Below are 25101 nucleotides of genomic sequence, written 5' to 3'. Positions count from 1 at the left end.
GGGAGGGTCCTTTCGAGTCTCAGCCCTTCACCGCGCCCTGGGTGAGGCCGGAGATGAGGCGTTTCTGGACGAGCAGGAAGAGAACGGTCGCGGGCATGGCGCCGATGATGCCGCCGGCGGTGAGCAGGCCCCACTGGACCTCGTATTCGCCGATCAGGGTCTGCACCGCGACGGTGATGGTGCGCACGTTGCGGCCGCCGAGCGTGAGCGCGTAGAGGTACTCGTTCCAGGCGGTGATGAAGATGTAGATGCCGGTCGCGACGATGCCCGGCGCGCAGAGCGGCAGGATCACCCGGCGCAGGGCGCCGAGCCGCGAGCAGCCGTCGGTCATCGCCGCCTCGTCGAGCGAGCGCGGAATGCCGTTCATGTAGCTGACCATCATCCAGACCGAGAACGGGATGGCGATGGTCGAGTTGGCGATGATCAGCGCCGCATGGGTATCGAGCAGGCCGAGCACGCGCATCAGCACGAAGAGCGGCAGGATCAGCAGCACGAGCGGGAACATGTTGATGAGCAGGAACTGCATCATCAGCAGGCGCTTGGCCCGGAACTCGAAGCGCGAGAACGAGTAGGCGGCGGTTATCGACAGGGATAGCCCTACGACCACCGTGCCGCCCGCCACGATCAGGCTGTCGAGCAGGTTGCGGCCGAAGCCGACGGTGCGGAACAGGCGGGCATAGTTTTCGAACGTGGCGCCGAGGATCGACGGACCTTCCGTGAAAAGCCTGGCTTCCGGCGTCACCGAGGTCAGGAACATCCAGGCATAAGGTCCGAGCGTGAAGACCAGGATCGCCAGCATCGGCAGGTCGACGGTCAGGATCCGCCGCCACAGGGGGAGCTTGCGCAGTCTCATCGGCTCACCGCCTTTCCGGTGCGGCGCAGGTAGACGAGCACGACCACCATCAGCAGCAGGGTGAACAGGACGGCCAGCGCGGAGCCGTAGCCGAAGTCGAGATTGGTGCGGGACTTGACGAAGGCATAGAGCGGCAGGGTGTAGGTGCTGTAGCCCGGCCCGCCGCCGGTCATGACGAAGATGACGTCGAAGGAATTGGCGACCCAGATCATCCGCAGCAGGATTGCCGTCACCAGGACGCCGGAGATCCCGGGCAGGGTGATGTGCCAGAACTGGCGCCAGGTGCTGGCCCCGTCGATGGCGGCGGCCTCGTAATAGCTGCGCGGGATCGACTGCAGGCCGGCGAGGATCATGACCGCGAAGAACGGGAAACCCTGCCAGGTCAGCGTCAGGATGATGGCACCGAGCGCGGTGTCGGGCCGGGCGAGCCAGGGCACGGCCTGCTCGATGAGGCCGAGGCGCAGCAGGAAGTCGTTCATCAAGCCGTAGTTGCTGTCGTAGATCCACACCCACATCAGGGCGATGACAACCGACGGCAGGGCCCAGGGGATGATGATCAGCGCGCGGGCGAGCGGGCGCCAGGGAAAGTCCTGGTTCAGCAGCAGGGCGGTGGCGAGGCCGAGCAGGACCTGGGCCGGGATCGTGATGCCGATCCAGATCGCGGTGTGCTGCAGGGATATCCAGAACACCTCGTCGGCCAGGGCCTTGCGGAAATTGTCGAGCCCGATGAACTCGAAATGGTTCGGGCGGAACAGCACGTAGTCGTGCAGGCTCATCCAGGCGGTCTGCACCATCGGGAAGAAGACGATGGCCAGCGTCACCAGCACCGCCGGGGACAACATGGCGTAAGGGAGCACGCGCCGGCCGAGCGGGCGCCCGGTCGGCCCGGCATCGGGAACGGATGTATCGGTCATGGTCTGGCCGTCGGCTGGATCAGCGGGCGTGGCCGAACATGGCCGAAAGCCTCGAAACTGATCGGTTCCAGAATGCCGGAGCCGCGTGCCCGCACCCGTTCGGGTGCCGGCGGCTCCAGGAAGGCGACGGGCAAGGCGGCTCGCGCCCCGCCCGCCGCGTTCAGGGGATAACCGCCTTTACTGGGCGTAGAGCTCGGCGATCTTCTCGTTCATTTCCTGCGCCGTGATCTCGCCGGTCAGCGCGCGCTGCATGTTGACCGGCCAGACGGTGTTCACGAAGTCGGAGGTCTGCGAGACGTTCGGCAGAAGGTGGGCATAGGGAAGGGAGTCCACCGTCGCCTTCACGAAGCGCTGCGGGTGCAGCGACCAGCTCTCGGCATCCGACTTGACCACCGGCAGCTGGCCGGTCGCCTCGTTGAACTTGGCGTTGTTGACCGGCGAGGAGAGGAAGGAGATCCACTTCCAGGCCGCGTCCTTGTCGGAGGCCGAAGAGAGGACCGCGGTGCTCTCGTCGCCGAAGGAGGTCCAGCGACCACCGCCGCATTCGGGCACCGGCGCGGCTGCGACCTTGTCGCCCAGAACCTCGACGATGCCGTTGGCCGAGCCGATGTGGTGGATGGTCATCGCCGTCTTGCCGGCCTTGAAGGCACCGAGGATTTCCTGGAAACCGTCATTGGGCGCGGAGGGCGGGAAGACCCCGTCCTGGCGGAACAGGTCGACGACAAACTGGGTGCCGGCAATCCCCGCCTCCGAGGTCAGGCCGTCTTCGAGGCTGACGCCTTCGCGGGAGAGGGTAAGGCTGGCCCAGTGGTCGTGGCCGCCCTTGCCGCCCCGGAACCCGAAGCCGTAGACATCCGGAGAGCCGTCGCCGTTGGTGTCCCGGGTCAAGGCCTTGGCGACATCGCGGAATTCGTCGCAGGTCGCCGGTACCTTGAGGCCGAGCTCGTCCAGCATGTCCTGGCGATAGTAGAGGTAGAGCACAACGTACTGGACGGGGAGATAATAGGTCTCGCCGTCGGCCGCCTTGGTGAGGTTCAGCAGGTTGTCCTCAAGGCCGGCCTTGCCGTCCCAGGCGTCGATGCGCGCGCCGATGGGCTCCAGCGCACCCATCTCGACGAGGCGCGGCTGCGCGAACATCTTGACCATCGCCGCGTCGGGGGCGTTGCCGCCGATGATCGCGGTGTAGAGATTGTCGTAGTAGCTGTTCCAGGGAATGTTCTCGGCTTCGATCTTGATGCCCGGATTCTGCTTTTCGAACTCCGCGACGAGCTCGCTCATCGGGTTGTCGGCATTGTCGAAGTGATACCAGAAGCGCACGGTGCTGTCGGCGTGGGCAAGGCTAGCCATCAGCGTCAGAGCGCTGACGGCGACAGTGATTTTCTTGAGCATTTTCATTGGTTTGTTTCCTCCCTGGAGTTTCGGGCCGCTCCTCAGCCGGCCCGTTTCCTGAAGACGGCGCCGGCCCTTTGGAAGGCGTCGCGCGCCTCCGGCAGGGCCAGCCCCATCTGCATGAAGCCGTGGACGACGCCCTCGAACAGGTCGAAGGGGTCGTTTCGGCCGAGCGCGCGAAGGCGCGCGGCCAGTCGTTCGGTGTCGCTGCACAGGGGGTCGAGCCCGGCGGCGTTGAGATAGAGCGGGGGCAGGGCGGCGAGCGCCGCATCGCTGGCCGCCAGCGGGGATACGGCCGGCCGGTCGCGCAGTTCGCGGGCCGCGTACCAGTTCCAGTAGCGCTGCATCTTCGCCCGGGTGAGGCCCGGTCCGTCCGCGTATAACTCGTAGGACGGGCTCGAGAAGTCGGCGCCGTAGACCCCGTAGAAGAGCAGCGCCTGGGCGGGCAGGGTGCCGCCTTCCTCGATCAGCCGCAGCATCGCCGCCAGCGCCAGGTTGGCGCCCGCGCTGTCGCCGGCGATCGACCAGCGAAGATCCGTGTCGCGCGCGGCCCAGGCCGACAGCACGTCTTCCAGCCCGTGGGGATAGGGATGCTCCGGGGCGAGGCGGTACTCGACGGTGAGCACGCGCGCGCCGGTCGCATTGGCGATGCGCCGGGCAGCGCCTTCATGGGTTGCGGCGGAGCAGAAGGCCCAGCCCCCGCCATGGACATGCAGGATCGCGTCGCGCCCGGTATCGCCCTCCGGCACGACGAGACGCGCCGGCAGCCCGGCATGCATCAGGGTGCGGCTTTCGGCGACCGGGGGCAGGTCCTCGTTCCAGCGGATATTGGTGAGCGCGGCGAGCGCGCGGCCGGCCTGCGGCTCCAGGGTCGTGGGATCGGCAAGGCCGCGGTCTTTCTGCGCGAGGCGGTCGAGCACGGCGCGCATGGCGGGGCTGGGCTGGCGGCGCGGGGTCATGCTCCGGCGTCCTCGGTCAGGTCCGGGCCGAAATCGACGATGGTGGAAATGTGGTGGCCGAGCACGGTGCGCAGGCGCTCCAGATCGCCGTCCTTGAGCGCGTCGATGATGGGGACATGCCGCTCGGCCGTTTCTTCCAGCGCGCGGTTCGGCTGGGAGTTCATGATCTTGTAGCGGTGATTGTGGATCAGGCAGCGGGTCAGGATCGGCACCACCAGCGGCAGGTCGGCGGCCGCGAACAAGGTGGTGTGGAAGGCGCGGTCATGCACCGAGAGCCGATACTCGTCGCCGTCGCGGGCGGCGTTGCGCATGGCGTTCAGCTCGTCGTGGAGCTGGCCGACGAGGCCGCGGCCGGAATTGCGCAGCACCTCTTCCAGATAGGTGCACTCCACCTCGCGGCGGATGTTGATAAGCGCGCGGGCATCGGCGGCGCGGCAGGGGGCGACCAGCGTGCCGCGATGGGGCAGGCGCTTGACCAGCCCTTCCTCGGACAGTTGCATCAAGGCTTCGCGCACCGTGCTCTGGCTGCACTGGAAGCGCTGGGCCAGTTCCATCTCGGTCAGGGAGGAGTCCGGCGGCAGCTCGCCGAGCACGACTTCCTTCTGCAAGGCGACGAAGACGGCATGGCTGCGCCGGCTCGACTGACGGGGGACAAGATCCATCACGGATGCGGTCGAGAAGCTCTCAACGGCCATCAGACAGCGGCTCCCTGCTTGCCGCCGGACGTGTGCCGGCGACCCTTTCTCGCATCGCCCGTCGGGGTCGCCGCCCGGGGTTGCGCTCCATTATCGATATCGATAACATTCAAATTATCGATAATGCAAGCCCCGCAAAAACGGGCGGTCAAGGGAGAGGGCCATGGCGGATATCCGGCTGGAGGGGATCGTCAAGGACTACGGCTCGGTGCGGGCGATCCATGGGGTCAGCCTGGACATCAGGGACGGGGAATTCGTCGCCTTCGTCGGGCCGTCCGGCTGCGGCAAGTCGACGATGCTGCGGATGATCGCCGGGCTGGAAGAGATCTCCGGCGGGGTCCTGAAGATCGGCGAGCGGGTCGTCAACGACGTGGAGCCGCGCGACCGGGACGTCGCCATGGTGTTCCAGGACTACGCGCTATACCCGCATATGAGCGTGGCCGAGAATATCGGATTCGGTTTGAAAATGAGGGGCTTGAAGGCTTCCGAGATCGAGCCGAAGGTGCGCGAGGCAGCACGTATCCTCCAGATCGAGGCCTATCTCGACCGCAAGCCGGGGCAGCTGTCGGGCGGCCAGCGCCAGCGCGTCGCCATGGGCCGGGCCATCGTGAGGAAGCCGGCGGTGTTCCTGTTCGACGAGCCGCTGTCGAACCTCGATGCCAAGCTCCGCGTCGAAATGCGTACGCAAATCAAACGCTTGCACGCGATGCTGAAGACGACGACGGTCTATGTCACCCACGACCAGACCGAAGCGATGACGCTGGCCGACCGGGTGGTGGTGCTGCGCGGGGGTAAGATCGTCCAGCAGGGCCATCCGATCGAACTCTACAGCCGCCCGAACTGCCGGTTCGTCGGCGAGTTCATCGGCTCGCCGCAAATGAACGTGTTCAGCGGAAATGTCGACAGATCAGGCACTTCGCCGGTGCTGCGGGTGGGCGATGCGGCCCTGCGGCTGGGCGAGGTGGCGGCTGCCGACGGGGCGCGGCTGGATGTGGGCATCCGCCCGGAGCATCTCGCCTTCGCCGGGGACACGGGGGGCGCCATCGCCCCGGTGGTCGAGGTGTTCGAGCCGCTCGGCTCGGACACGATGGCGATCTGCCGGCTCGGAGGGCAGGAGCTGACGGCGCGGCTGGCGCCGACCGTGGCGCTGCGCCCGAACGAGAGGATAAGCCTCGATTACAAGCTCGAGGACCTGCACTATTTCGACGGCGAAAATGGCGCGCGGATCGAGGCGCGCTGAGCATTTTCTGTTGTCATGACAAGGGCTTGCGGGCGTTTTCGAAATTGAGACGGATTTTGCAAAATTCCGTCTCGAAATCGCGTTTTTTTGGAGTCGGGCGTCGCAAGATACCCAAAATCACGAAAAGGCCGGCCGCGGGCGTCTCCGGGCCGGCCTTTTTGCCACTTATCCCCGCGCTCTACTGCGAGGCGCTGTCGACCTGCATCGCCGCCGACCAGTCGGCGAGGAAGGCCTCCTTCTTCAGCCGGTCGAGATAGGTGAGCAGGCCGGTGCCGAGACGGATGGGCAGCAGCGAGCGCCCTTCGGTGCCCGGAACGCCGCTGTGGCCGGAGGCGACGGTCGCCTCGGGCAGGAGCGGAATCATCTCCGGCGAGGTGGCGATGGCGGCCTGGCCCTGCGGGGACAACAGGAAATTGACGAAGGACACGGCGGCCCGCTTGTTCGGCGCGTTTTCGGGGATAAAGGCCGTGCGGCTCATCACCAGCGTGTAGTCGTCGAGCAGGTAGTAGCCGATGCGCTCGTCCTTGCGTGCGACACCGAGCGTGTAGGAGCCGATCATGTTGTAGCCGTAGACCAGCTCGCCGCTGGCGACGCGGTCGAGCACGTCGCGCGTGCAGCAGAAGGTGCGGGCGCGGGCGCGGCCGAAGGATTCGGCGACGCGCGAGAACTGGTAGCCGCGCTGGGCGTCCTGGGTGGCGAAGAGGTAGCCGACGCCGGACAGGTGGATGTCGTAGGTGCCGACGCGGCCGCGAAAGAAATCGGGGTCGTCGCGGATCATGCCGGCGAGCTCGGAGCGGGTGTGGGGCAGGGGCCGGTCGGCGAAGGCCTTCTTGTTGTAGACCATGACCACCGGTTCCCAGGTGAAGCCGTAGAGCTCGCCGCGCCACTGGGCCCATTCGGGCAGCACCCCGACATTGGGCGGCTGGAACGCGTAGGCATCGCCGCTGTTGACCAGCTTGGCCTGCAGGTCCATCGCCGAGCTGATCACCACGTCGACCGCATGGCTCTCGGACGCGATCGCCTCGTAGAGCTCGGACGTGTTGTATTCGACGTAGTTGATCCTGACGGACGGATGGTTCGCCTCGAAGCGGGCGATCAGCTCCGTCACCGCCGAGGTGTCGGTGGCGCTGTAGATGGTCAGCACGGTCTGGGCACGGGCCTTGCCGGTGCCGGCGAGCGCCAGCGTCAGGACCAGTGCCAGTGCCAGTGCCAGTGTCATGACCAGTGCCAGAGCCGTTGCTGCGGCTGCGCGTGCAAAGGCATGGGGCGCAAGCGTCATGCCCGTCTTCCTCCCGTTTCCGTCCCCAAGGTGCCGGCGCTGGTTCGCTCGCGCCGGTCGCCTGTCTCACATCATGCCGGCCCGTCGACCGGCAGGTCCAGCTCGACGCGCAAGCCGCCGAGCCGGCTGTCGCACAGGGCGAGCCGGCCGCCATGGCTGCGCGCCACCGCATTGACGATGCTGAGTCCGATGCCGGATCCCCCGCCGGCCCGGTTCAGCGAATAGAAGCGCTCCAGCACCTTCTCGCGCTCGGCCGCCGGAATGCCGGGGCCGCTGTCGTCGAGCGAGATGCACAGGGCCTCGCGCTCGTCGATCCGCGTGCGCGACAGGCCGATGTCGATGCGAATGTCCTTCGGACCGTGCCGCGCGGCATTGTCGAGCAGGTTGCGCAGGGCCTCGCGCAGTGCCACCGGATCGGCGACGAGCAGGGCGGATCCGGCCGGCAGGTCGTCGTGCAGCACGGCGATGTCGATGCCTTCTGTCTCCGGATGGCGCAGGAACTCCTCGACCGAGGCGCGGATCAGCGGCATCAGGTCGATCTTCTCGACCGGCTCGTCGATGCCGCGATGGGTGACCATGGCATGCGACAGGAGCTGGTTGGTGAGGCGGATGGTGCGCGTCGCCTGCTCGGAGGCGCGCTCCAGCCGCTGGCGCATGCGCTCGGGCTCGTCCTGCTCGGCGGCGAGCTGCAGCTGCCCCTGCAGGGCGGCGAGCGAGGTGCGCATCTGGTGCGCGACATCGGCGATGAAGGACTGGGCGTGCTCCTTGCTGGTGACGAGCCGGCCCATGAAATCGTTGATGGCGCCGATCAGCCCTTCCACCTCGCGCGGCGGCTTGGCATCCAGCGGCGTCATGTCAGAGGGTTCGCGGCCGCGGATGTCGGCCTCGATCCCGGCGAGCGGAGCCATCGCCCGGTTGATGCCGAGCCGCATGAAGACGAGGCCGAGCACGGCAATGGCGACAAGGCCGGCCAGCCCCTTGGAGAAGAGGTCCATCTGCATGGCGTCGCGCGCGAGCCGCGTGTGGCCGAGCTGGAGCATGATCCAGTCCGGGCCGGTCGGCTCGATGATCAGCTTGCCCTGCAGGACGAAGCGCGAGCCCTCGCGGCTGAAGGGGGCATCGAAGAAGCGCGGCTGGTCGCCGGCGCGCACGCCGCCCGGCGGCAGCGGCAGGTCGGGATCGCCGGTCAGCGTGCTGCCGCCGAGGCGGAAGATCCGGTAGAAGACGCGGTCCTCCTTGGCGAGGCCGACGATCTCCAGCGCCGAGGAGGGGATGTCGACGATCAGCCCGTCGGGCGTCGGCGAGATGCGCTCCAGGATGGCGATGGCGGAGCCGGCCAGCAGCAGGTCGTAGGTCTGGTTGGCGGCGTTGCGCGCATAGGTCCACAGGCCGATGGACAGCACGACGAGGATCGCCAGGAAGCCGGCGACCATGCCGACAGTGAGCCGCCGGCGCAGCGAGTAAGGCACGGTGCGTGCCTCGATCAGGGGCGGCGGCAGCGTCATTCGTCGCGGACGCTCGCGATATAGCCGAGGCCCCGGATGGTGCGGATGGAGAAGGCCGCGCCCTCCAGCTTGCGCCGCAGCCGGGTCATGGTCTGCTCGACGGCGTTCAGCGTCGGCACTTCCTCGAAGGTGTAGAGCTTGTCGGCGACCTCCTCCTTGGATAGGACGCGGCCGATATTGCCGATCATCACCTCCAGCAGCTGCACCTCGCGGTGGCGCAGGTCGACATCCTGGCCGTCGACGGTGGCGCGCTTGGCGGCGCGGTCGAAGGTGAAGTTGCCGGCGATGAACAGGTTGCTGGATTCGCCGGCGCGGCGGCGGGCCAGCGCCCGGCAGCGGGCGGCCAGCTCCCGCAGGTCGAACGGCTTGACGATGTAGTCGTCGGCACCCGCATCCAGCCCCACGACGCGGTCGTCGACCTCGGAGCGGGCGGTGAGCAGCATGACGGGCGTGTGGTTGCCGCTGAGGCGGAGCTGGCGGAGGATCTCGAAGCCGTTGCGGCCGGGCAGGTTCACGTCCAGCAGGATGAGGTCGAACGTCTTGTAGCGCAGCAGCTCGCTCGCCTGCTCGCCATCCGCCTCCCGGTCGATGGCATGACCTTCCCCCCGGAAGCGATCGATGATCGCCTCGGCAAGTTCGTCATTGTCCTCCACAAGAACGATCCGCATCCCACTTGATTAGTCCAAGCAACGGGCGGCGGGAAGAAAAACCGCTGCCGCAGGGTTCCCTGTCAGCGTCGCGTCAGCGACGGGTCAAGCTCCGGTCAGTCACGCGGCCTAGTGTCGTGCGATCCATGGACGGCGCCGCCGCTGCGGCCAGATCCGTGCGACAACCGGGAGGACTACATGAAACTCTTCAAGACCGCGGCCGCGGCGATCATCGTCGCCGGCCTCGCCACCCCTGCATTCGCCGCCGAGATCACCAAGCCCGAGTGCATTGCGCCGGCGCAGCCGGGCGGCGGCTTCGACCTGACCTGCCGCGTCGCACAGACCGGCCTGCAGGGCCAGTTCGACACCCCGATGCAGGTCAGCTTCATGCCGGGCGGCATCGGCGCGGTGGCCATCAACCTGTTCAACACCACTCGCACCGACGACCCGAACGCCATCGTCGCGTTCTCCTCCGGCTCGCTGCTCAACATCGCCACCGGCAAGTACGGCCAGTGGACCGAGAACGACGTGCGCTTCCTCGCCACCGCCGGCGCCGACTTCGGTGCGGTCGTGGTGCGCGCCGACAGCCCGTACGAGAAGCTGTCCGACCTGATGGACGCGGTGAAGGCCGACGTCTCGTCCGTGGTCTTCGGCGCCGGCGGCTCGGTCGGTTCGCAGGACTGGATGAAGGGCGCGCTGCTGCTGCGGGCCATCGAGCAGGATCCGAAGAAGATGCGCTACGTCGCCTTCGACGGCGGCGGCGAGTCCATCGCGGCGCTGCTCGGCGGCAGCATCCAGGTCTACATGGGCGACGTCGGCGAGATGGTCTCCCATATCGGCACCGGCAAGCTGCGCATTCTGGGCGTGATGTCCGACGAGCGCCTCGACGCGCCCTTCGCTGACATCCCGACCGTGAAGGAGCAGGGCTACGACGCGGAGTGGACCATCCTGCGCGGCTTCTACATGGGCAAGAACGTCTCCGACGACGCCTACAATGCGTGGGTCGAGAAGTTCAAGGCCGCCTATGCCAGCGAGGAGTTCGCCAAGCTGCAGAAGGAAAAAGGCCTGCTGCCGCTGAACCTCGCCGGCGCGGAGCTGGACGAGTCGATCAAGCAGCGCATCGCCAACATGCGCGAGATCGCCCGCGAAGCCGGCCTGATCCAGTAACGCGACAAGGCCGCAAGGCCAGGCAACCCGGAAGCAGGGGCCGACGGCACGAGCGTGCCGCCGGCCCCATGCAGACCGGGAAGGGAGGACGTCATGGCAGACCGCGTCTTTGCGGGCGCGATCCTCGTGATCGCGCTGCTCTATACCTACATCGCCTTCACAGTCATCAAGGCGCCGTTCCAGTACGACCCGCTGGGTCCGGAAAGCTGGCCCAAGCTGCTCGGCATCGTCGCCAGCCTTTGCGCGATCTACCTGATCGTGCGGCCGGATGTCGAAAGGCTCAAGGCGGATCTCGGCACGCTGGGCCGTCTCGCGGTGGTCGTCGTCATGCTGCTGGCCTATGGACGCCTGTTCGAGCCGCTCGGCTTCCTGGTGTCGACCTGGGTCTTCTGCACCGCATTCGGCATCATGCTCGGCGCGACCCCGCTCAAGGCGTTCGCCTTCGGCGCGGTGACCGGGACGGTCGGCTATTTCGCCTGCACCCGCCTGCTCGAGCTGAACCTGCCCGCCGGCCTGCTCAACCACATTCTGTGAGGCTCCCATGGACGCTGTCATCACAGGGCTGTCTGCGGGCTTTGCCGTAGCCTTCCAGCCCTTCAATCTCTCGCTCGTGCTCATCGGCTGTTTCGCCGGCACGCTGATCGGCGCGCTGCCGGGTATCGGCCCGATCAACGGCGTCGCCATCCTGCTGCCCATCGCCTACGGGCTCGGCCTGCCGCCGGAATCCGCGCTGATCCTGCTCGCCGGCATCTATTACGGCGCCGAATATGGCGGGCGCATTTCCTCGATCCTGCTCAACGTGCCCGGTGACGCCGGCGCGGTAATGACGACGCTGGACGGCAACCCGCTGGCCAAGCGCGGCGAGGCGGGACGGGCGCTGTCGCTGTCGGCTGTCGCCTCGTTCTTCGGCGGCACCTTCGCGGTGGTGCTGATGTCGCTGAGCGGCCCGGCGCTGGCCTCCTATGCGGTGACCTTCTCTCCATCGGACTATGTGGCGCTGATGGTCTTCGCCTTCGCGAGCCTTGCCTCGCTGGTCGGCAGCAACTCCGTCAAGACGCTGCTCGCCGCCGTGATGGGCCTGATGCTCGCCTCGATCGGCATCGACGCCAACACGGGCGTTGCCCGCTACACGTTCGGCATTCCCGACATTCTCGCCGGCATCGACTTCCTGGTCGTCGTCATCGGCCTGTTCGGCATGGCCGAGCTGATCCACCTCGTCGAGCAGCAGGTGACCGGCAAGCTGAAGCCGCTGGCGCTGGACAAGAGCTTCGTGTCGATGAAGGACCTTGCCTTCACCAAGTGGACGATCCTGCGCGGCTCGGTGATCGGCTTCTTCATCGGCATCCTGCCGGGTACCGGCGCCTCGGTCGCCTCCGCCGTCGCCTACGGCACGGAAAAGCGCGTGGCGCCGAATTCGGAGAACTTCGGCAAGGGCGACATCCGCGGCCTTGCGGCGCCGGAATCGGCCAATAACGCGGCCGCGGGCGGCGCCATGGTGCCGATGCTGACCCTCGGCATCCCGGGCTCCGGCACGACGGCGATCCTGCTGGGCGCGCTGCTGCTGTTCAACGTCACGCCGGGTCCGCTGATGTTCGAGCAGCGGCCGGAGATCGCCTGGGGCCTGATCGCGTCGATGTATATCGGCAACGTCGCGCTGCTGGTCATCAACCTGCCGCTGGTCGGGCTGTTCGCCCGCCTGCTGACCATCCCGCAGCAATACCTGACGCCGCTGATCGCGGTGCTGGCCTTCATCGGCGTCTACTCGGTCGTCAGCAACCCGCACGATCTCTACATGATCACGCTGCTCGGCGTGTTCGGCTGGATCCTGCGCAAGCTCGACTTCTCGCTGGCGCCGGTGATCCTCGGCTTCGTGCTGGGCGGGCTGTTCGAAGACAACCTGCGCCGCGCCCTGTCGATCTCGGGTGGCGACTGGTCGATCCTCGTCCACTCCGGCAATGCCATCATGCTCTATGTGCTGGCCGTCGTCGTGGTGGTCGTGCCGATCTGGCTCGGCCGTCGCAAGAAGAAGGCCGCGGAGGCATGACGCGCGCGCGGTGGCGCAGCCTTGCCGTTGCCCTTTCGGCCGGGCTTGCCGGCGCGGGAGCGGCGACGCTGGCAGGGCTGCCCGCCGCCGCGCTGATCGGCAGCACCGTCGCGGTGACGCTCGCCGCGATGCTGGGCCTTGCGCCCGCGGTGCCGGGCCTGTTGCGAAACTGCGCCTTCCTGGTGATCGGCGTGACCCTGGGTGCCGGGGTCACGCCGCATTTTCTCTCCGACATCGCCAAGTGGCCGGTGAGCCTTGCCATGCTGGCGGCGACCATCGCCGCGGTGATGGTGGTGTCGGGCACGATCCTGCAGCGCGGCTACGGGCTGGACCCTGCGACCGCGCGGCTGGCGACGTCCCCCGGCGCGCTGAGCTACTGCCTGTCGCTGGCCGCCTCCGGCGTCGGCGACCTGCGCGCCGTCATGGTGCTGCAGAGCCTGCGACTGCTCGTGATCACGGTGCTGCTGCCGCCGGTGATCGCGCTGATCGACAGCGCGCCGAGCGGAGCGGTGCTGACCACGATGGGCGAGATCGGCTACGGCGCGGCGGTGGTGATCCTGATCGCCGGGTTCGCGGCCGGCCTGGCCGGCGACCGGCTCGGCGTGCCGGCGGCCTATCTGCTGGCCGGCCTGATCCTGAGCGCCGCGACCCATGCGGCGGGTCTCGTCGAGGGGCGGTTGCCGCTGCCGCTGACCTTCCTGGGGTTCACGGTGACGGGCGCGGTGATCGGCGCAAGGTTCAGCGGGCTGTCGGGCAAGGAGTTGCGGCTGCTCGGCGTTGCCGGCCTTGCCGCGGCGAGCGGTGCGCTGGCGATCTCCGCGGCGGCGAGCTGGCTCACCGCCGCGATGACCGGACTGCCGTTCGGGCAGGTGTGGGTGGCCTTCGCGCCGGGCGGCGTGGAGGCGATGTCGTCGATGGCGCTGGCGCTCGGCTACGACCCGGTCTACGTCGCGACCCACCACGTCTTCCGCATCCTGGCGCTGTTTGCCGCGATGCCGTTCCTCGTCGGCCGCCGCAAGGGCGGGTAGGGGCGGGCGGTTACCCGGCCGCCCCGAAGGTCTCGCGGTCGCTGGAGATGCTCTCCAGGAACTCCCGGTCGAGGCGCACGCCGATGCCGGGGCCTTCCGGCACGGGCATCATGCCGCCCTCGGTTTCCAGCCATTCCACCGTCAGGTCCTTGCGGAAATAGCGCCGCGCGCTCGACGTGTCGCCGGGCTTGCGGAAGTTCGGCAGGGTCGACATGTGGATGTTGTGGGCGCGGCCGATGCCGGACTCCAGCATGCCGCCGCACCACACCGGAACGCTCCAGGCCTGCGCAATGTCATGGATACGCCGGGCCTCCAGATGGCCGCCGACGCGCCCGACCTTGATGTTGACGACGCGGGCGGCATCGCTCGCCAGCGCCTTGCGGGCGTCGGCGGCCGAGCGGATGCTCTCGTCGAGGCAGACGGCCGTTGCGATGCGCGACTGCAGCACGGCGTGGTCGTGGATGTCGTCATAGGCGAGCGGCTGCTCGATATACTCGAGGTCGTAGGCGTCGAGCGCCTTGAGGACCCTGAGATCCGCGAGCGAGTAGGCGGTGTTGGCGTCGACGCTCATCCGCGCGTCCGGCAGGGCCGCGCGGACACGGGCGACGAGCTCGACGTCATGGCCCGGCTCGATCTTCAGCTTGATGCGCTTGTAGCCTTCCGCATGGTGACGCTTCGCCGCCTCGACGGTCGCCTCGATGTCCTGCAGGCCGAGCGAGACGCCGACGGCGACCTTGTCGCCGGTGCCGCCGAGCAGGGTCTTCAGCGGCAGGCCGAGCGCCTTGGCCCACAGGTCCCAGAAGGCCATCTCGACGGTGGCCTTGGCCATCCAGTGGCCGCGCCAGGGGGCGAGCACCTTTTCCAGCTCCTGCGGGTTCTCGAAGTTCTTTCCGACGACGTTGGGCAGGATCGCCTCGCGCAGGAAGTAGGTGGCGGCGGAGATGGTGTCGTCGAGATAGTCCGGCAGCGGATCCATCACGCCTTCCGCATAGCCTTCCAGCGCGCCGGACTTCAGCACCAGCAGCGGGAACACCTTCTCGTGCATGGTGCCGGTGGAGGTGGTGAAGGGCGAGATCAGCGGCAGGCGGACGATGTGCAGTTCGGCGCTGTCGATGGTGAGGGGCAGCTGCCGGGTGGCGATGGGGCGCGTCATTTCATTGACCTTTTGGGTAGTGGGAAGCCGGCCGGACAACGGGGCCGGCTTCGGGAAAGGCAGAAGATTTCAGGCCTCGGAGCTTGCGGCGGGAACGGTGAGCGCGGAGGCGAGCAGGCGGCGGGTATAGTCGTGCTGCGGGGCTGCGAAGAGCGCCTCGGCATCCGCCACCTCGACGAGGCGGCCGGACTGCATGACCGCGACCCGGTCGGCGATGTACTCAACCACCGCAAGGTCGTGGCTGATGAAGAGATAGGTCAGGCCGAACTCGGCCCGCAGCTCCATCAGGAGGTTCAGCACCTCCGCCTGCACCGAGACGTCGAGCGCGGAGGTCGGCTCGTCGCAGACGACGATCTCGGGCCGCGAGATCAGCGCCCGGGCGATGGCAACGCGCTGGCGCTGACCGCCGGACATCTGGCTCGGATAGGCCTCCAGCATGCGCTCGGGCATGCGCAGGATGTCGAGGAGCTCGCGCACCCGGCGCAGCCGCTCGGACGCCGCGACCCCGCCGGCGATGACCAGAGGCGCCTCGATGATCTGGCGCACAGTCTTGCGCGGATTGAGCGAGGAATAGGGATCCTGGAACACCGGCTGGACGCGGGCGGCGAAGGCGCGGCGGCGGATGGAGGCGACCGGCGCGCCGTCGAGGAACACCTCGCCGGAGGTGGGGGCCTCGAGCCCGAGCAGGATGCGCGACAGGGTGCTCTTGCCCGAGCCGGATTCGCCGACCAGCGCCAGAACCTCGCCGCGCCGCAGCTGCAGGCTGACGCCGTCGAGCGCATGCAGGTCGCGCGGCTTTCCGAACATGCCGCCGCTGAGCTGATAGGTGTGGCGGACGTCGCGCAGTTCCATGACGATGTCGCTCATGACTTTCTCGCTCATGAGGAGGCCTCCGTCGCGTCTTCGCTCCAGCGGATGGCGCCGAGCGTGTCGCGGCCCCAACGCATGCCCCGGCGGGGCACGGAGGAAAGCAGCGCCCTGGTGTAGGGGTGTTTCGGGTGGCCGAGCAGTTCGCCGACCGGGCCGCCGTCGACGGTGCGCCCGCCATACATGACCTGCACGCGCCCGGCGATGCGGGCGACGACGCCGATGTCGTGGCTGATGAAGATCATCGCGAGGCCGCGCTCCTGCTGCAGGGAGGCGAGCAGGTCGAGGATCTGCGCCTGGACGGTGACGTCGAGCGCGGTGGTCGGCTCGTCGGCGATGATCAGCTGGGGATCGCACAGCAGCGCCATGGCGATCATCACGCGCTGGCGCAGGCCGCCGGAGAGCTGGTGCGGGTAGACGCCGAGCCGCTCGCGCGGATGCGGGATGCCGACCCGGTCGAGCAGGTCGATGGCGGCCTCCAGCGCCTCGCGCTTGCTGCCGCGGCGGTGGCGCATCCAGGTCTCGCTCATCTGGCGGCCGATGGTCAGCACCGGGTTCAGCGCGGTCATCGGCTCCTGGAAGATCATCGCCATACGGTCGCCGCGGATGTCGGCCATCTGCCGCTCGCTCATGGCGGCAAGGTCGGTGTCGCCGAGGCGCATCTCGTCGGCGGTGACGGAGATGCGACCGGGCAGCAGGCGCATGATCGCCATGGAGGTGACCGACTTGCCGCAGCCGCTCTCGCCGACGATGCCGAGCGTCTCGCCGGCGCCGACCTCGATGTCGACGCCGCGCACCGCATGCAGCGGCTCGCCGTGCGTGGGGATGGTGACCTTCAGGTTGCGGACGGAGAGGACGCTCATGACCGGCCCTCCGGGGTCAGCACGTCGCGAAGGCCGTCGCCGATCAGGTTGATGCCGAGCACCAGGATGGCGATGGCGGCACCGGGCAGGGCGATCAGGCGGGCGTCGAAGAAGACGAGGCCCTTGCCTTCCGAGACCATCAGGCCCCAGGACGGGGTCGGCGGCTGAACGCCGAGGCCGAGGAAGGACAGCGCCGATTCCAGCAGGATGGCGTGGGCGACCTCCAGCGAGCCGATGACGACGAGCGGGCCGATGAGGTTCGGCAGCAGCTCGACGATCAGGATGCGCGGGGTGGAGGCGCCCATGGCGCGGGCGGCGGTGACGAATTCCTGGTTGCGCAGCTGCTGGGTGGCGGAGCGCACGACGACGGCGAAGCGGTCCCAGAGCAAAAGGCTCAGCACCGTGACGACGATCCACAGGTCGCCGCCGAACAGGGAGACGACGGCCAGCGACACCAGCACCACCGGCAGCGCCAGGCGTACCGAGACGATGAAGGTGACGACGCTGTCGACGCGGCCGCCGAAATAGCCGGCGAGCAGGCCGAGCGTGGTGCCGATCAGGCCCGAGCCGATGGCGGCGGAGATGCCGATCAGCAGCGAGATGCGGGCGCCGAACAGGATGCGCGAGAGATAGTCGCGCCCCAGGGCGTCGGTGCCGAAGATGTGCTCCCAGGTGCCCTTTTCCGACCAGACCGGCGGCAGCAGCCGCTTCGACAGGTCCTGGGCATACGGATCGTGCGGGGCGATCAGCGGCGCGAAGAGGGCGATCAGCACGACCGCCAGCACGATGGCGCCGCCGATCACGAGGCCGCGGTGTTCCCTCGCACGCTTGAGCAGGATGCGACGCGGCGAGGGATGGGGCAGGCGGGCCGGAGCCGCCGGGATCGAGGATGTGTTTGTGCTCATGGGATCAGCTCACGCGGATGCGGGGATCGAGCCAGGCATTGATCACATCCGCGAGGAAGGTCAGCCAGACGTAGATCATGGCGTAGACGAGAATGATCGCCTGAATGGTGGGGAAGTCGTTGCGGGCGATGCTCTCCCAGGCCAGCAGGCCGATGCCGCGGATGCCGAAGACGCTTTCCACGACGACCGAGCCGCCGAGGATGAAGCCGAACTCGACCGCCGCGACGCTGATCACCGGCAGGATGGCGTTGCGGATCGCGTGGCCGAAGATCACCTGGCGGGGCAGCAGGCCCTTGGCGCGGGCGGTGCGCACATAGTCGGACGACAGGGCGTCGATCATGCCGGCGCGGCACAGGCGCAGCATGGAGGGTGCGGCGTAGTAGCCGAGCACCAGGGCGGGGAGCACGAAATGGGCCAGCGTCTGGGAACCGGAGACCGGCAGGACCCGAAGCTTGACCGCGAAGAGCCAGATCAGCATCAGGCCGAGCCAGAAGCTGGGCGTCGCCTGGCCGATGGTGCCGAAGGTGAGCGCGGCGCGATCGGGCAGGCGGTTCTGGCGGATGGCGGCGATGATGCCGAGCGGGATCGCCAGCAGGATGGCGACGCCGATGGCCAGCACGCCGAGCGTGGCGGTGGCCGGAAAGCGCTCGGCCAGAAGGTCGACCACCGGCTTGCTGAAATAGATGCTGTCGCCGAAATTGCCCTGCACGGCGCGGCCGATCCACTCGGCATATTGCACCGGGACCGGGCGGTCGAAGCCGTAGCGGGCGCGGATGATGGCGATGTCGTCTTCCGTCGCGCCTTCACCGGCGATGGCGATGGCGGGATCGCCGGACACGAACATCAGGCCGAAGCTGATGCCGGAGACGACGAGGGCAACGAGCGCTGCGATCGCCAGACGTTTGAGGGTGAAGCGGATCATGCCGGGCCTTTGACTGGTCTGGACCTTCGACGAGAGGCTTTCGAGCGGGGCCGGTAAGGACGGCGGCCGTGCCGCAGGGTATCGAGAGCGCGTGCGAAGGCATGTCCGGCGGCGTTCGGGAGCAGCCGGGCTGGCGGTCAGGATACGGGTCAGGATACTCTGGCAGGCAGAAAAGCGAAGCGAACCGGTGCCGCATCCGGGCGCGGCACCGGTCCTAGCCGTTACTTCCAGCTGGTAGCGTAGAAGCGGGGCATCTCGTCAGCCGACGGGGTGAAGTCGAGCTGGGCGTTGTAGCTGTAGTTCTTGGTGTAGCTGAACAACGGCAGCCAGTAGGCCTCGTCGGCGATCAGCTGCAGGGCCTCGGCATAGCTGGCGAGGCGCACGTCGCGGTCGCTGGACAGGTCGGCGCGGCGGATGGCCTCCTGCAGGGCCGGGTCCTTGGCCGGATCGTCCGGGCCGCCGCCGAAGAAGTAGCTGGTGATCGCCGACACGTCCGGGATCGAGGACGAGCCCCAGGTCATGTTGGCGGCCGGCGCCTTGCCTTCGCGGATCAGGTCGCGGGCGGCGGAGTACTGCAGCCAGCGCAGGTTGGCCTTGATGCCGACCTTGGCGAGATCGCCCATGATCGCCTCGGTGACTTCGCGGTCGCGATAGCCGTAGAGGTCGAAGGAGAAGCCGTCGGCCTTGCCGGCCTCGGCGAGCAGGGCCTTGGCCTTCTCCGGGTCGTAGTCATAGGCCGTGACGTCGCTGGTGCAGCCGAACTGGCTCGGATGGCAGGCGGCGTTCACCACCTCGCTGTTCTCGCCCATCAGATACTTGGCGATGCGGGCGCGGTCGATGGCATGGCCGACGGCCTTGCGGATCTTGGCGTCGGTGAAGACGTCGGTGCCGCTGGTGCCCTTCAGGTCGAAGGTCAGGTAGCTGATGCGCATGGTCGGCGCGTTGACCGAGGTCAGGTGCGGCGCCTGGGCGAGGTTCTCGGCCTGGTCGTTGCTGATGCCCCAGACCCAGTCGATGCCGCCGGTCATCAGCTCGGCGATCTGCGTCGCCGCATCGGTGATGGTGCGGTAGGTCAGCTTGGTGATCTGCGGCTTGCCCTTGGGGCCGTCGAAATAGGCCTCGTTCGCCTCCATGACGACCGTGTCGCCATTGCCGAAGCTGGTGACCTTGTAGGGACCGGTGCCGACCGGGGGCACGGAGGCAAAGCGCTTGGTGCCGTCGCTGCCGGTCTCGGCCTTGTCGAAATGGCCCTCGGGCACGATCGGCAGGACCAGCGCCAGATAGGACAGCGCGGCCGGGAAGGGCTCGTTCAGCTCGATGCGCACGGTGCGCTCGCCGACGGCCTCGGCCGACTTGATCCACTTGATGTCGCCGTAGTTGAGAACGCCGTTCTTCTCGTCGATGACGAAGTTCAGCGTGTAGACCACGTCCTCGGTGCCGAAGCTGCTGCCGTCGTGGAAGGTGACGCCCTCGCGCAGGTCGAACTCCAGCGTCTGCGGGTCGATCTGGCGCCACTCGCTGGCCAGAAGCGGCTTGAACTCCTGCGCTTCCTGATCCCAGAAGACCAGACCGTCATAAACGTGCTGGGCAACGACGATCGCCTCGCGGGAGGTGTCGAAATAGGTGTCGGCGGCGGTCAGCTCCTTCTGGGCGGACCAGACCAGGCTGTTGTCGTCCGGACCGGCAAGCGCGGTGCCGAACGGTGCGGACAGCACCAGGGCAGCGGCGAGCGCAGTGCTCATCTTGAGAGACTTCAGGGACATGCTTTGGGACAGGCTACGGGACATGGGGACCTCCTGGGCGCTGGATCGCCCTTTGATCGATACCGGTCGCGATAGGTGCCGGTTGTCATCGATATTTTGTGCTTGTTATCGAATAGTGATTATCGACATTGATATTTAAATGTGACAACTTATTGCTTGTCAAGCGGCGCCCGGTCGTGCGGCTTAGGGAAAAAGCGTCCCGAACAGCTGCAACGGGCGCGGGGAACAGACCAAGGCATTCATGGCGCTCCGGTTTTTGCCGGCGAAACGGGCGGTGGATTTTTCCGCTGCCGAGGGTCGCGGGAAAGCGGACGGCGCCTGCGGGAGATGGTTGCAAGATGAGCGAACAGACCAGGCCGCCGGTGCTGGCGAGCACGCTGGAGCGGGGCATGCGGGTGCTGGCACTGTTCCGCGATCACCATGTGGCGCTGAGCCTGACCGAGATCGCCGAATCCGCCGGGCTGGAGAAGAGCGCGGCGCAGCGGCTGACCTATACGCTGCATGCGCTCGGCTATCTCGACCGCGACGACAAGACCCGCCGCTATCGCCCGGGCTTGAGGATGCTGGATCTGGCCTATGCGTTCCTGATCCACGACCGGCTGCTGGAGCGCGCCCTGCCGCGGATGATCGAGGTCAGCCGGACGCTGCGCACCACCGTCAATCTCGGCGTACTGGACGGGCACGAGGTCGTCTACAAGGCGCGGATCCCGCATACGAGCCTTGCCTACGACACCACGCTGATCGGCGTGCGCCAGCCGGCGGCGGTGACGGCGGTGGGGCAGGTGATCGCCGCCTTCTCGCCGCCGGAGGTGCTGGAGCGGATGATGGAGCCGGGCCTGCCGGAGCCGGTGACGCCCTTCACCTGCCAGGATCCTGCGCTCGTGCGGGAGCGCGTGGCGCAGGCGCAGCGCGACGGCTATGTCATCACCAACCAGCAGATCATGCTGCAGGAAATCGTCATCGCCGCGCCGGTGATCGGCGCCAACCGCCAGGCGGTCGCGGCCATAAGCATGCCGGTCTACATCCCCGAATGGAGCGAGGAGCGGGTGAAGCGCGAGCTGGTGCCGGCGATTACCGATGCGTCGCGGACGATTTCGTCTGTCGTCGCTCTCGCGTAAGGGTAGGAAACTCTACTCCCGCGGCCGACAGAGCAACCCGCGTCCTCTTGGACGCGGAAAGTTGCTCTGCGAGCTGAGAGCGATCAGCTTCTGGACGTCCGAAACGCGGACGTCCGCTGATCTGCCGCGGTTTTCTGCGCTTCCGGTGCTCACGTACCCGAATGTACGCTGCGCTCCGGTTCTCGCAAACCACGCCATTCGGCTCGCAGGAGCGAGTTTGAATCGGTGGCCGTGGCTAGCCGAAAAAGCCGAGCGTGACGGCGGCCAGCACCGCATAGCGGCCGGTCTTGGCGATGGCCACCAGCACCAGCACGGTGAGGAAGCGCTCGCGCATCACGCCGGCGGCAAGCGTCAGCGGATCGCCGATGATCGGCATCCAGGACAGCAGCAGCGACCACTTCCCCCAGCGGGAGTACCAGTCCTGCGCGCGGGTAAGGGCGGCCTCTCCGACCGGGAACCAGCGGCGGTGGCGGAAGCGCTCGATGCCGCGCCCCAGTGCCCAGTTGATGAGCCCGCCGAGCGTGTTGCCGAGGCTGGCGACGAACAGCAGCAGCAGCACGGGCCGGCCGCTGAGCAGCAGGCCGACGAGCACCGCCTCCGACTGCATCGGCAGCAGCGTCGCCGCGCCGAGGGCGGAGAGGAACAGCCCGCCATAGACCCCGATCTCTACCATCCTGTGGCTCCGATCAGCATGCCGCCGAGCCCGCCGACGAGGACCGCCACCCAGGGCGGCGCCTTCCACGCGGTCAGCAGCACGAGACAGGCGAGCGCCAAAGTGAACTGCGCCGGCGTCGTGACCGCGCTGGTGAAGACCGGATCGTAGAGCGCGGCACCCAGGATGCCGACGACGGCGGCATTGGCCCCGGCCATCGCGGCGCGCGCGCCGGTGCGGGCGCGGAACGCGTGCCAGAACGGCAGCACGCCGACGAGCAGCAGCAGGCCCGGCAGGAAGATCGCGACAAGCGCCAGCGTGGCCCCGAATACAGCGCCCTGCGGCAGGGCGATCACCGCGCCGAGATAGGCGGCGAAGGTGAAGAGCGGACCGGGCACGGCCTGCGCCGCGCCGTAGCCGGCAAGGAAGCTCTGCGCGTCGACCCAGCCGCTGCGCACGACCTCGGCCTCCAGCAGCGGCAACACCACATGGCCGCCGCCGAAGACCAGCGCGCCGGCGCGGTAGAAGGCATCGAGCACGGCAAGCGCCTGCGAGGGCGCGACAAGCTGGGCAAGCGGCAAGCCGACCAGCAGCAGGACGAACAGCGCCAGGCAGACAAGGCCCGCGAGGCGGGAAACGGGCGCGCGGGAGGCGGGGGCAGGCGTGCCGCCAGTTGCGGCGCCGGCCGCGGGAAGCCTCAAGGTGAGACCGGCCAGCGCGGCGAGCGCGATGGCGGCGACCTGGGCCAGCGGCCCGGCAACGAGCAGGACGATGGCGGCGGCGGCGAGCGCCAGTGTCGCCCGCTCCCGGTCGGGGCACAGGGCCCGGGCCATGCCGAGCACCGCATGGGCGATGATGGCAACGGCCACGAGCTTCAGCCCCGCGACGAGGCCCTGGCCGAGGGGGTCGGCGAACAGCGGCGCACTGAGCGCGAAGGCGGCGAGCAGCAAGGCGGAGGGAAGCGTGAAGGCGGTCCAGGCGGCAAGGGCGCCGAGCGGGCCGGCGCGCACCAGCCCGAGCGCGAAGCCGACCTGGCTGGAGGCGGGGCCGGGCAGGAACTGGCACAGGGCGACGAGATCGGCATAGGCGGCCTCGTCCAGCCACTTGCGGCGCAACACCAGTTCCTCGCGGAAATAGCCGAGATGGGCGATGGGGCCGCCGAAGGAGGTGAGGCCGAGCTTGAGAAAGGCGCGGAAGACCTCGCCAGCGGTGCCGTGCGACTGCGGCGCAGGGGGCGTCGTCTGTTTTCGCGGGACGGAGGTGCTCCTCGTCACGTCGTCCTCTCCTGCCTCGTGGTCGCGAACGGCGCCGTATAGCCGCGCGATGTTGCGGGCGCGTGACGGCGCGGATGCCGCCGCCTTGCCAAGGCATGGGGTCGCCGCAGGCGGCGATTACGTACAGCAACGATGTCGGGGAGATAACAGCGACGGAGTGGCACGCCCAACGGGACTCGAACCCGTGTTTCCGCCGTGAAAGGGCGGCGTCCTAGACCGCTAGACGATGGGCGCCCGGTCCGTCGATGTGCGCGGGTTATAAGCAGCTTTCTCGCGCCGGGCAAGGGGGTAGGTGACGCGTCGTCCACAGGCTCGTGAAGATGCGGCTGAGCCCGGGAAAAGGGAGGGGCGCCGGGCGCCCCTCCGCAAGCCGGTGTTACCAGCTGCCGGTGTTGCCCATGGAGGCCCAGGGCTCCTGCGGCGCCTGCGCCTCGCCCTTCTGCAGCAGCTCGATGGAGATGTTGTCCGGCGAGCGGACGAAGGCCATGCGGCCGTCGCGCGGCGGGCGGTTGATGGTGACGCCGGCGGCCTGGAGCTTGGCGCAGGTCTCGTAGATGTCGTCGACCTCATAGGCGAGGTGGCCGAAATTGCGGCCGCCCTGATAGTCTTCCGGGTCCCAGTTGTAGGTGAGCTCAAGCGCCGGCGCCTGGCCGTTCCTGACGGCCTCGACGTCCTCGGACGCGGCGAGGAAGATCAGCGTGAAGCGGCCGGCCTCGCTCTCGTGGCGGCGCACTTCCTGCATGCCCATCTTGTTGCAGTAGAAATCGAGCGACTCGTCGATGTCGCGGACGCGGACCATGGTGTGCAGGTAGCGCATGTATGCCTCTTGGTGCTGTGCGGTTTCGTGCTGTGCGGTGCTTTGCGGCGGCTGGCCCCCAGCGGGTGCAGCGGCCGGAACGGCCCGCGAAAAAAAAGAACGACGCGCGCGGCGCCGGGTTCCGCGCAAGAGAATATGGCCTTGCGCGGCGACTTCAATGGAGGGGTGCGATCTTTCCCGTGCGGCCGCCTCCGCTTGGGCTTGCGAATCACGCTGAGCCGGAGAAACTGTTGCACAAGGGTAACCATGGCACTTTTGTCGCAAAATGGACTGGTTCCAGTGCCGTGGGATGCTATCCTTGATCAGCGGAATCGGTGGTTTTCCGGTTGTGCACTCACGGATCCAGCTTACGGCGTATCAGAGGCGGGACTATGAAGGACTTGGGGGCAAAGCCGGTTGTGGCCTCGCGTGACACGGGATCGGAGGATTCCGGGGTCGACCTGACGGTCGTCGCGGGCTCGATCAAATGGTTCGACGTGGCCAAGGGCTACGGCTTCATCGTGCCCGACGACGGGCAGCCCGACATTCTCCTGCATGTGACCTGCTTGCGACGCGACGGGTTCCGCACCGCCTACGAGGGCGCACGGATCGTCTGCGAAGTGACGCCGGGCGCCAGGGGGCTGCAGGCCTTCCGCGTGCTGTCGATGGACGAATCCACCGCCGTGCACCCCTCGCAGCTGCCGCCCTCGCGCACCCACGTGCAGGTGACGCCGGAAGGCGGCTACGAGCCGGCGGTCGTGAAATGGTTCAACCGGGTCAAGGGCTTCGGCTTCCTGACCCAGGGCGAGGGCACGGAAGACATCTTCGTGCACATGGAGACGCTGCGGCGCTTCGGCATCACCGAACTGCGCCCCGGCCAGACCGTGATGGTGCGCTTCGGCCAGGGCCCCAAGGGGCGGATGGCGGCCGAGATCCGGCCCGACGGCGAAGGCGTCCATATTCCTTCTTCTCATTGAGGCAGACGGGGCAAGGCGCGGGGGGCGAACCCTTGCGGCCATGCCCGTGCCCGCGCGGCCATCGTGCCGCCACGTTCGAGACGCCAGGTTT

The 25101-nt window shown here is 67.9% G+C and carries 24 protein-coding genes and 1 tRNA gene; 7 read left to right on the top strand and 18 right to left on the bottom strand.

Going from position 1 to position 25101, the window contains the following annotated elements; translation table 11 throughout:
* Positions 1–19 precede the first annotated feature (19 nt).
* The 5 genes from BBX35_RS02655 to BBX35_RS02635 all read right to left on the bottom strand — a co-directional run bounded on the left by BBX35_RS02655 (position 20) and on the right by BBX35_RS02635 (position 4810).
* Positions 20–853: a carbohydrate ABC transporter permease gene (locus tag BBX35_RS02655; protein WP_067215707.1), complete on the bottom strand. Its 834-nt coding sequence runs from the start codon at positions 851–853 to the stop codon at positions 20–22.
* Complete coding sequence (locus BBX35_RS02650) at positions 850–1767, bottom strand: carbohydrate ABC transporter permease (protein WP_067215705.1); 918 nt, start codon at positions 1765–1767, stop codon at positions 850–852. Before BBX35_RS02650 ends, BBX35_RS02655 begins: the two co-directional genes overlap by 4 nt.
* A gap of 177 nt (positions 1768–1944) precedes the next feature.
* On the bottom strand, positions 1945–3162 hold the full coding sequence (locus tag BBX35_RS02645; protein ID WP_067215703.1) for an ABC transporter substrate-binding protein: 1218 nt from the start codon (positions 3160–3162) through the stop codon (positions 1945–1947).
* A 35-nt stretch (positions 3163–3197) separates the two neighbouring features.
* Positions 3198–4115: an alpha/beta hydrolase gene (locus BBX35_RS02640; RefSeq protein WP_067215700.1), complete on the bottom strand. Its 918-nt coding sequence runs from the start codon at positions 4113–4115 to the stop codon at positions 3198–3200.
* Positions 4112–4810 carry a GntR family transcriptional regulator gene (locus tag BBX35_RS02635; protein ID WP_067215698.1) on the bottom strand — a complete coding sequence of 233 codons (699 nt, stop codon included), beginning with the start codon at positions 4808–4810 and terminating at the stop codon, positions 4112–4114. Before BBX35_RS02635 ends, BBX35_RS02640 begins: the two co-directional genes overlap by 4 nt.
* A gap of 163 nt (positions 4811–4973) precedes the next feature.
* On the opposite strand from BBX35_RS02635, the gene BBX35_RS02630 reads away from it, so the two are divergent.
* Positions 4974–6050 (top strand): ABC transporter ATP-binding protein, encoded by a 1077-nt coding sequence (locus BBX35_RS02630; RefSeq protein ID WP_067215695.1) that lies wholly within the window; start codon positions 4974–4976, stop codon positions 6048–6050.
* Positions 6051–6228: 178 nt separating this feature from the next.
* Here BBX35_RS02630 and BBX35_RS02625 read toward each other — a convergent pair whose 3' ends face one another.
* The 3 genes from BBX35_RS02625 to BBX35_RS02615 form a co-directional block, all read right to left on the bottom strand.
* Positions 6229–7329, bottom strand: a complete 1101-nt coding sequence (locus BBX35_RS02625) for an ABC transporter substrate-binding protein (protein WP_067215692.1) — start codon at positions 7327–7329, stop codon at positions 6229–6231.
* A 71-nt stretch (positions 7330–7400) separates the two neighbouring features.
* Entirely contained in the window at positions 7401–8834 is a 1434-nt protein-coding gene (locus BBX35_RS02620; RefSeq protein WP_083205980.1) for a sensor histidine kinase N-terminal domain-containing protein, read from the bottom strand.
* Positions 8831–9502, bottom strand: a complete 672-nt coding sequence (locus tag BBX35_RS02615) for a response regulator transcription factor (protein WP_067215689.1) — start codon at positions 9500–9502, stop codon at positions 8831–8833. The genes BBX35_RS02620 and BBX35_RS02615 overlap by 4 nt, the downstream gene beginning before the upstream one ends.
* Positions 9503–9679: 177 nt before the next feature.
* On the opposite strand from BBX35_RS02615, the gene BBX35_RS02610 reads away from it, so the two are divergent.
* The 4 genes from BBX35_RS02610 (at position 9680) to BBX35_RS02595 (ending at position 13720) form a co-directional block, all read left to right on the top strand.
* Entirely contained in the window at positions 9680–10648 is a 969-nt protein-coding gene (locus BBX35_RS02610; protein ID WP_067215687.1) for a Bug family tripartite tricarboxylate transporter substrate binding protein, read from the top strand.
* A gap of 93 nt (positions 10649–10741) precedes the next feature.
* Entirely contained in the window at positions 10742–11182 is a 441-nt protein-coding gene (locus BBX35_RS02605; RefSeq protein WP_067215684.1) for a tripartite tricarboxylate transporter TctB family protein, read from the top strand.
* Between the two features lie 7 nt (positions 11183–11189).
* Positions 11190–12692, top strand: a complete 1503-nt coding sequence (locus BBX35_RS02600; RefSeq protein WP_067215682.1) for a tripartite tricarboxylate transporter permease — start codon at positions 11190–11192, stop codon at positions 12690–12692.
* The gene (locus tag BBX35_RS02595) at positions 12689–13720 is read left to right on the top strand and encodes an AbrB family transcriptional regulator (protein WP_067215679.1); all 1032 of its coding nucleotides are present in this window, start codon (positions 12689–12691) and stop codon (positions 13718–13720) included. Before BBX35_RS02600 ends, BBX35_RS02595 begins: the two co-directional genes overlap by 4 nt.
* A 10-nt stretch (positions 13721–13730) precedes the next feature.
* Here the strand turns inward: BBX35_RS02595 and menC are convergent, their stop codons facing one another.
* From menC to BBX35_RS02565, 6 genes are all read right to left on the bottom strand, one after another.
* Positions 13731–14873 carry an o-succinylbenzoate synthase gene (gene menC / locus BBX35_RS02590; RefSeq protein ID WP_067215676.1) on the bottom strand — a complete coding sequence of 381 codons (1143 nt, stop codon included), beginning with the start codon at positions 14871–14873 and terminating at the stop codon, positions 13731–13733.
* 69 nt (positions 14874–14942) lie between these two features.
* Positions 14943–15755: an ATP-binding cassette domain-containing protein gene (locus BBX35_RS02585; protein WP_067215673.1), complete on the bottom strand. Its 813-nt coding sequence runs from the start codon at positions 15753–15755 to the stop codon at positions 14943–14945.
* Positions 15752–16603: an ABC transporter ATP-binding protein gene (locus BBX35_RS02580; protein WP_067215670.1), complete on the bottom strand. Its 852-nt coding sequence runs from the start codon at positions 16601–16603 to the stop codon at positions 15752–15754. Before BBX35_RS02580 ends, BBX35_RS02585 begins: the two co-directional genes overlap by 4 nt.
* Positions 16600–17508, bottom strand: coding sequence for an ABC transporter permease (locus BBX35_RS02575; RefSeq protein ID WP_067215668.1), 909 nt, complete (start codon positions 17506–17508; stop codon positions 16600–16602). Before BBX35_RS02575 ends, BBX35_RS02580 begins: the two co-directional genes overlap by 4 nt.
* Positions 17509–17512: 4 nt before the next feature.
* The gene (locus tag BBX35_RS02570) at positions 17513–18430 is read right to left on the bottom strand and encodes an ABC transporter permease (RefSeq protein ID WP_067215665.1); all 918 of its coding nucleotides are present in this window, start codon (positions 18428–18430) and stop codon (positions 17513–17515) included.
* Between the two features lie 221 nt (positions 18431–18651).
* Positions 18652–20172, bottom strand: coding sequence for an ABC transporter substrate-binding protein (locus tag BBX35_RS02565; protein ID WP_171901376.1), 1521 nt, complete (start codon positions 20170–20172; stop codon positions 18652–18654).
* A gap of 359 nt (positions 20173–20531) precedes the next feature.
* Between BBX35_RS02565 and BBX35_RS02560 the strand changes: the two genes are divergently transcribed.
* Positions 20532–21311 (top strand): IclR family transcriptional regulator, encoded by a 780-nt coding sequence (locus BBX35_RS02560; protein ID WP_067215660.1) that lies wholly within the window; start codon positions 20532–20534, stop codon positions 21309–21311.
* A 235-nt stretch (positions 21312–21546) separates the two neighbouring features.
* On the opposite strand, the gene BBX35_RS02555 is transcribed toward BBX35_RS02560, so the two are convergent.
* From BBX35_RS02555 to gloA, 4 genes are all read right to left on the bottom strand, one after another.
* The gene (locus tag BBX35_RS02555) at positions 21547–21984 is read right to left on the bottom strand and encodes a YqaA family protein (protein WP_067215658.1); all 438 of its coding nucleotides are present in this window, start codon (positions 21982–21984) and stop codon (positions 21547–21549) included.
* On the bottom strand, positions 21978–23237 hold the full coding sequence (gene chrA / locus BBX35_RS02550) for a chromate efflux transporter (RefSeq protein WP_067215655.1): 1260 nt from the start codon (positions 23235–23237) through the stop codon (positions 21978–21980). The genes BBX35_RS02555 and chrA overlap by 7 nt, the downstream gene beginning before the upstream one ends.
* A gap of 158 nt (positions 23238–23395) precedes the next feature.
* Positions 23396–23471: transfer RNA gene (locus BBX35_RS02545), tRNA-Glu, on the bottom strand.
* A 142-nt stretch (positions 23472–23613) separates the two neighbouring features.
* A complete protein-coding gene (gene gloA, locus BBX35_RS02540; RefSeq protein ID WP_067215652.1) occupies positions 23614–24054 on the bottom strand; it encodes a lactoylglutathione lyase in 441 nt (146 codons plus the stop codon).
* Positions 24055–24425: 371 nt separating this feature from the next.
* Here gloA and BBX35_RS02535 point away from each other — a divergent pair, with 371 nt between their 5' ends.
* On the top strand, positions 24426–25010 hold the full coding sequence (locus BBX35_RS02535) for a cold-shock protein (protein ID WP_067215650.1): 585 nt from the start codon (positions 24426–24428) through the stop codon (positions 25008–25010).
* The last annotated feature ends 91 nt before the right edge of the window (positions 25011–25101 follow it).

This window comes from Stappia indica (genome assembly GCF_001696535.1).
In the GTDB taxonomy this organism is placed as follows: Bacteria; Pseudomonadota; Alphaproteobacteria; order Rhizobiales; family Stappiaceae; genus Stappia; species Stappia indica.
Note: the sequence above shows the minus strand (reverse complement) of the source record. Positions and strands in the feature narration are given on the sequence as shown.

Bases quoted from the DNA above. Each gene is read 5' to 3' on its own strand.
- BBX35_RS02605 (WP_067215684.1), top strand. From the start codon at position 10,742: ATGGCAGACCGCGTCTTTGCGGGCGCGATCCTCGTGATCGCGCTGCTC.
- menC (WP_067215676.1), bottom strand. From the start codon at position 14,873: ATGACGCGCCCCATCGCCACCCGGCAGCTGCCCCTCACCATCGACAGC.
- BBX35_RS02585 (WP_067215673.1), bottom strand. From the start codon at position 15,755: ATGAGCGAGAAAGTCATGAGCGACATCGTCATGGAACTGCGCGACGTC.
- BBX35_RS02595 (WP_067215679.1), top strand. From the start codon at position 12,689: ATGACGCGCGCGCGGTGGCGCAGCCTTGCCGTTGCCCTTTCGGCCGGG.
- BBX35_RS02640 (WP_067215700.1), bottom strand. From the start codon at position 4,115: ATGACCCCGCGCCGCCAGCCCAGCCCCGCCATGCGCGCCGTGCTCGAC.
- BBX35_RS02615 (WP_067215689.1), bottom strand. From the start codon at position 9,502: ATGCGGATCGTTCTTGTGGAGGACAATGACGAACTTGCCGAGGCGATC.
- BBX35_RS02610 (WP_067215687.1), top strand. From the start codon at position 9,680: ATGAAACTCTTCAAGACCGCGGCCGCGGCGATCATCGTCGCCGGCCTC.
- BBX35_RS02625 (WP_067215692.1), bottom strand. From the start codon at position 7,329: ATGACGCTTGCGCCCCATGCCTTTGCACGCGCAGCCGCAGCAACGGCT.
- BBX35_RS02635 (WP_067215698.1), bottom strand. From the start codon at position 4,810: ATGGCCGTTGAGAGCTTCTCGACCGCATCCGTGATGGATCTTGTCCCC.
- BBX35_RS02575 (WP_067215668.1), bottom strand. From the start codon at position 17,508: ATGAGCACAAACACATCCTCGATCCCGGCGGCTCCGGCCCGCCTGCCC.
- BBX35_RS02650 (WP_067215705.1), bottom strand. From the start codon at position 1,767: ATGACCGATACATCCGTTCCCGATGCCGGGCCGACCGGGCGCCCGCTC.
- BBX35_RS02630 (WP_067215695.1), top strand. From the start codon at position 4,974: ATGGCGGATATCCGGCTGGAGGGGATCGTCAAGGACTACGGCTCGGTG.
- BBX35_RS02655 (WP_067215707.1), bottom strand. From the start codon at position 853: ATGAGACTGCGCAAGCTCCCCCTGTGGCGGCGGATCCTGACCGTCGAC.
- BBX35_RS02620 (WP_083205980.1), bottom strand. From the start codon at position 8,834: ATGACGCTGCCGCCGCCCCTGATCGAGGCACGCACCGTGCCTTACTCG.
- BBX35_RS02555 (WP_067215658.1), bottom strand. From the start codon at position 21,984: ATGGTAGAGATCGGGGTCTATGGCGGGCTGTTCCTCTCCGCCCTCGGC.
- BBX35_RS02565 (WP_171901376.1), bottom strand. From the start codon at position 20,172: ATGAGCACTGCGCTCGCCGCTGCCCTGGTGCTGTCCGCACCGTTCGGC.
- BBX35_RS02535 (WP_067215650.1), top strand. From the start codon at position 24,426: ATGAAGGACTTGGGGGCAAAGCCGGTTGTGGCCTCGCGTGACACGGGA.
- BBX35_RS02645 (WP_067215703.1), bottom strand. From the start codon at position 3,162: ATGAAAATGCTCAAGAAAATCACTGTCGCCGTCAGCGCTCTGACGCTG.
- gloA (WP_067215652.1), bottom strand. From the start codon at position 24,054: ATGCGCTACCTGCACACCATGGTCCGCGTCCGCGACATCGACGAGTCG.
- BBX35_RS02600 (WP_067215682.1), top strand. From the start codon at position 11,190: ATGGACGCTGTCATCACAGGGCTGTCTGCGGGCTTTGCCGTAGCCTTC.
- BBX35_RS02580 (WP_067215670.1), bottom strand. From the start codon at position 16,603: ATGAGCGTCCTCTCCGTCCGCAACCTGAAGGTCACCATCCCCACGCAC.
- BBX35_RS02570 (WP_067215665.1), bottom strand. From the start codon at position 18,430: ATGATCCGCTTCACCCTCAAACGTCTGGCGATCGCAGCGCTCGTTGCC.
- BBX35_RS02560 (WP_067215660.1), top strand. From the start codon at position 20,532: ATGAGCGAACAGACCAGGCCGCCGGTGCTGGCGAGCACGCTGGAGCGG.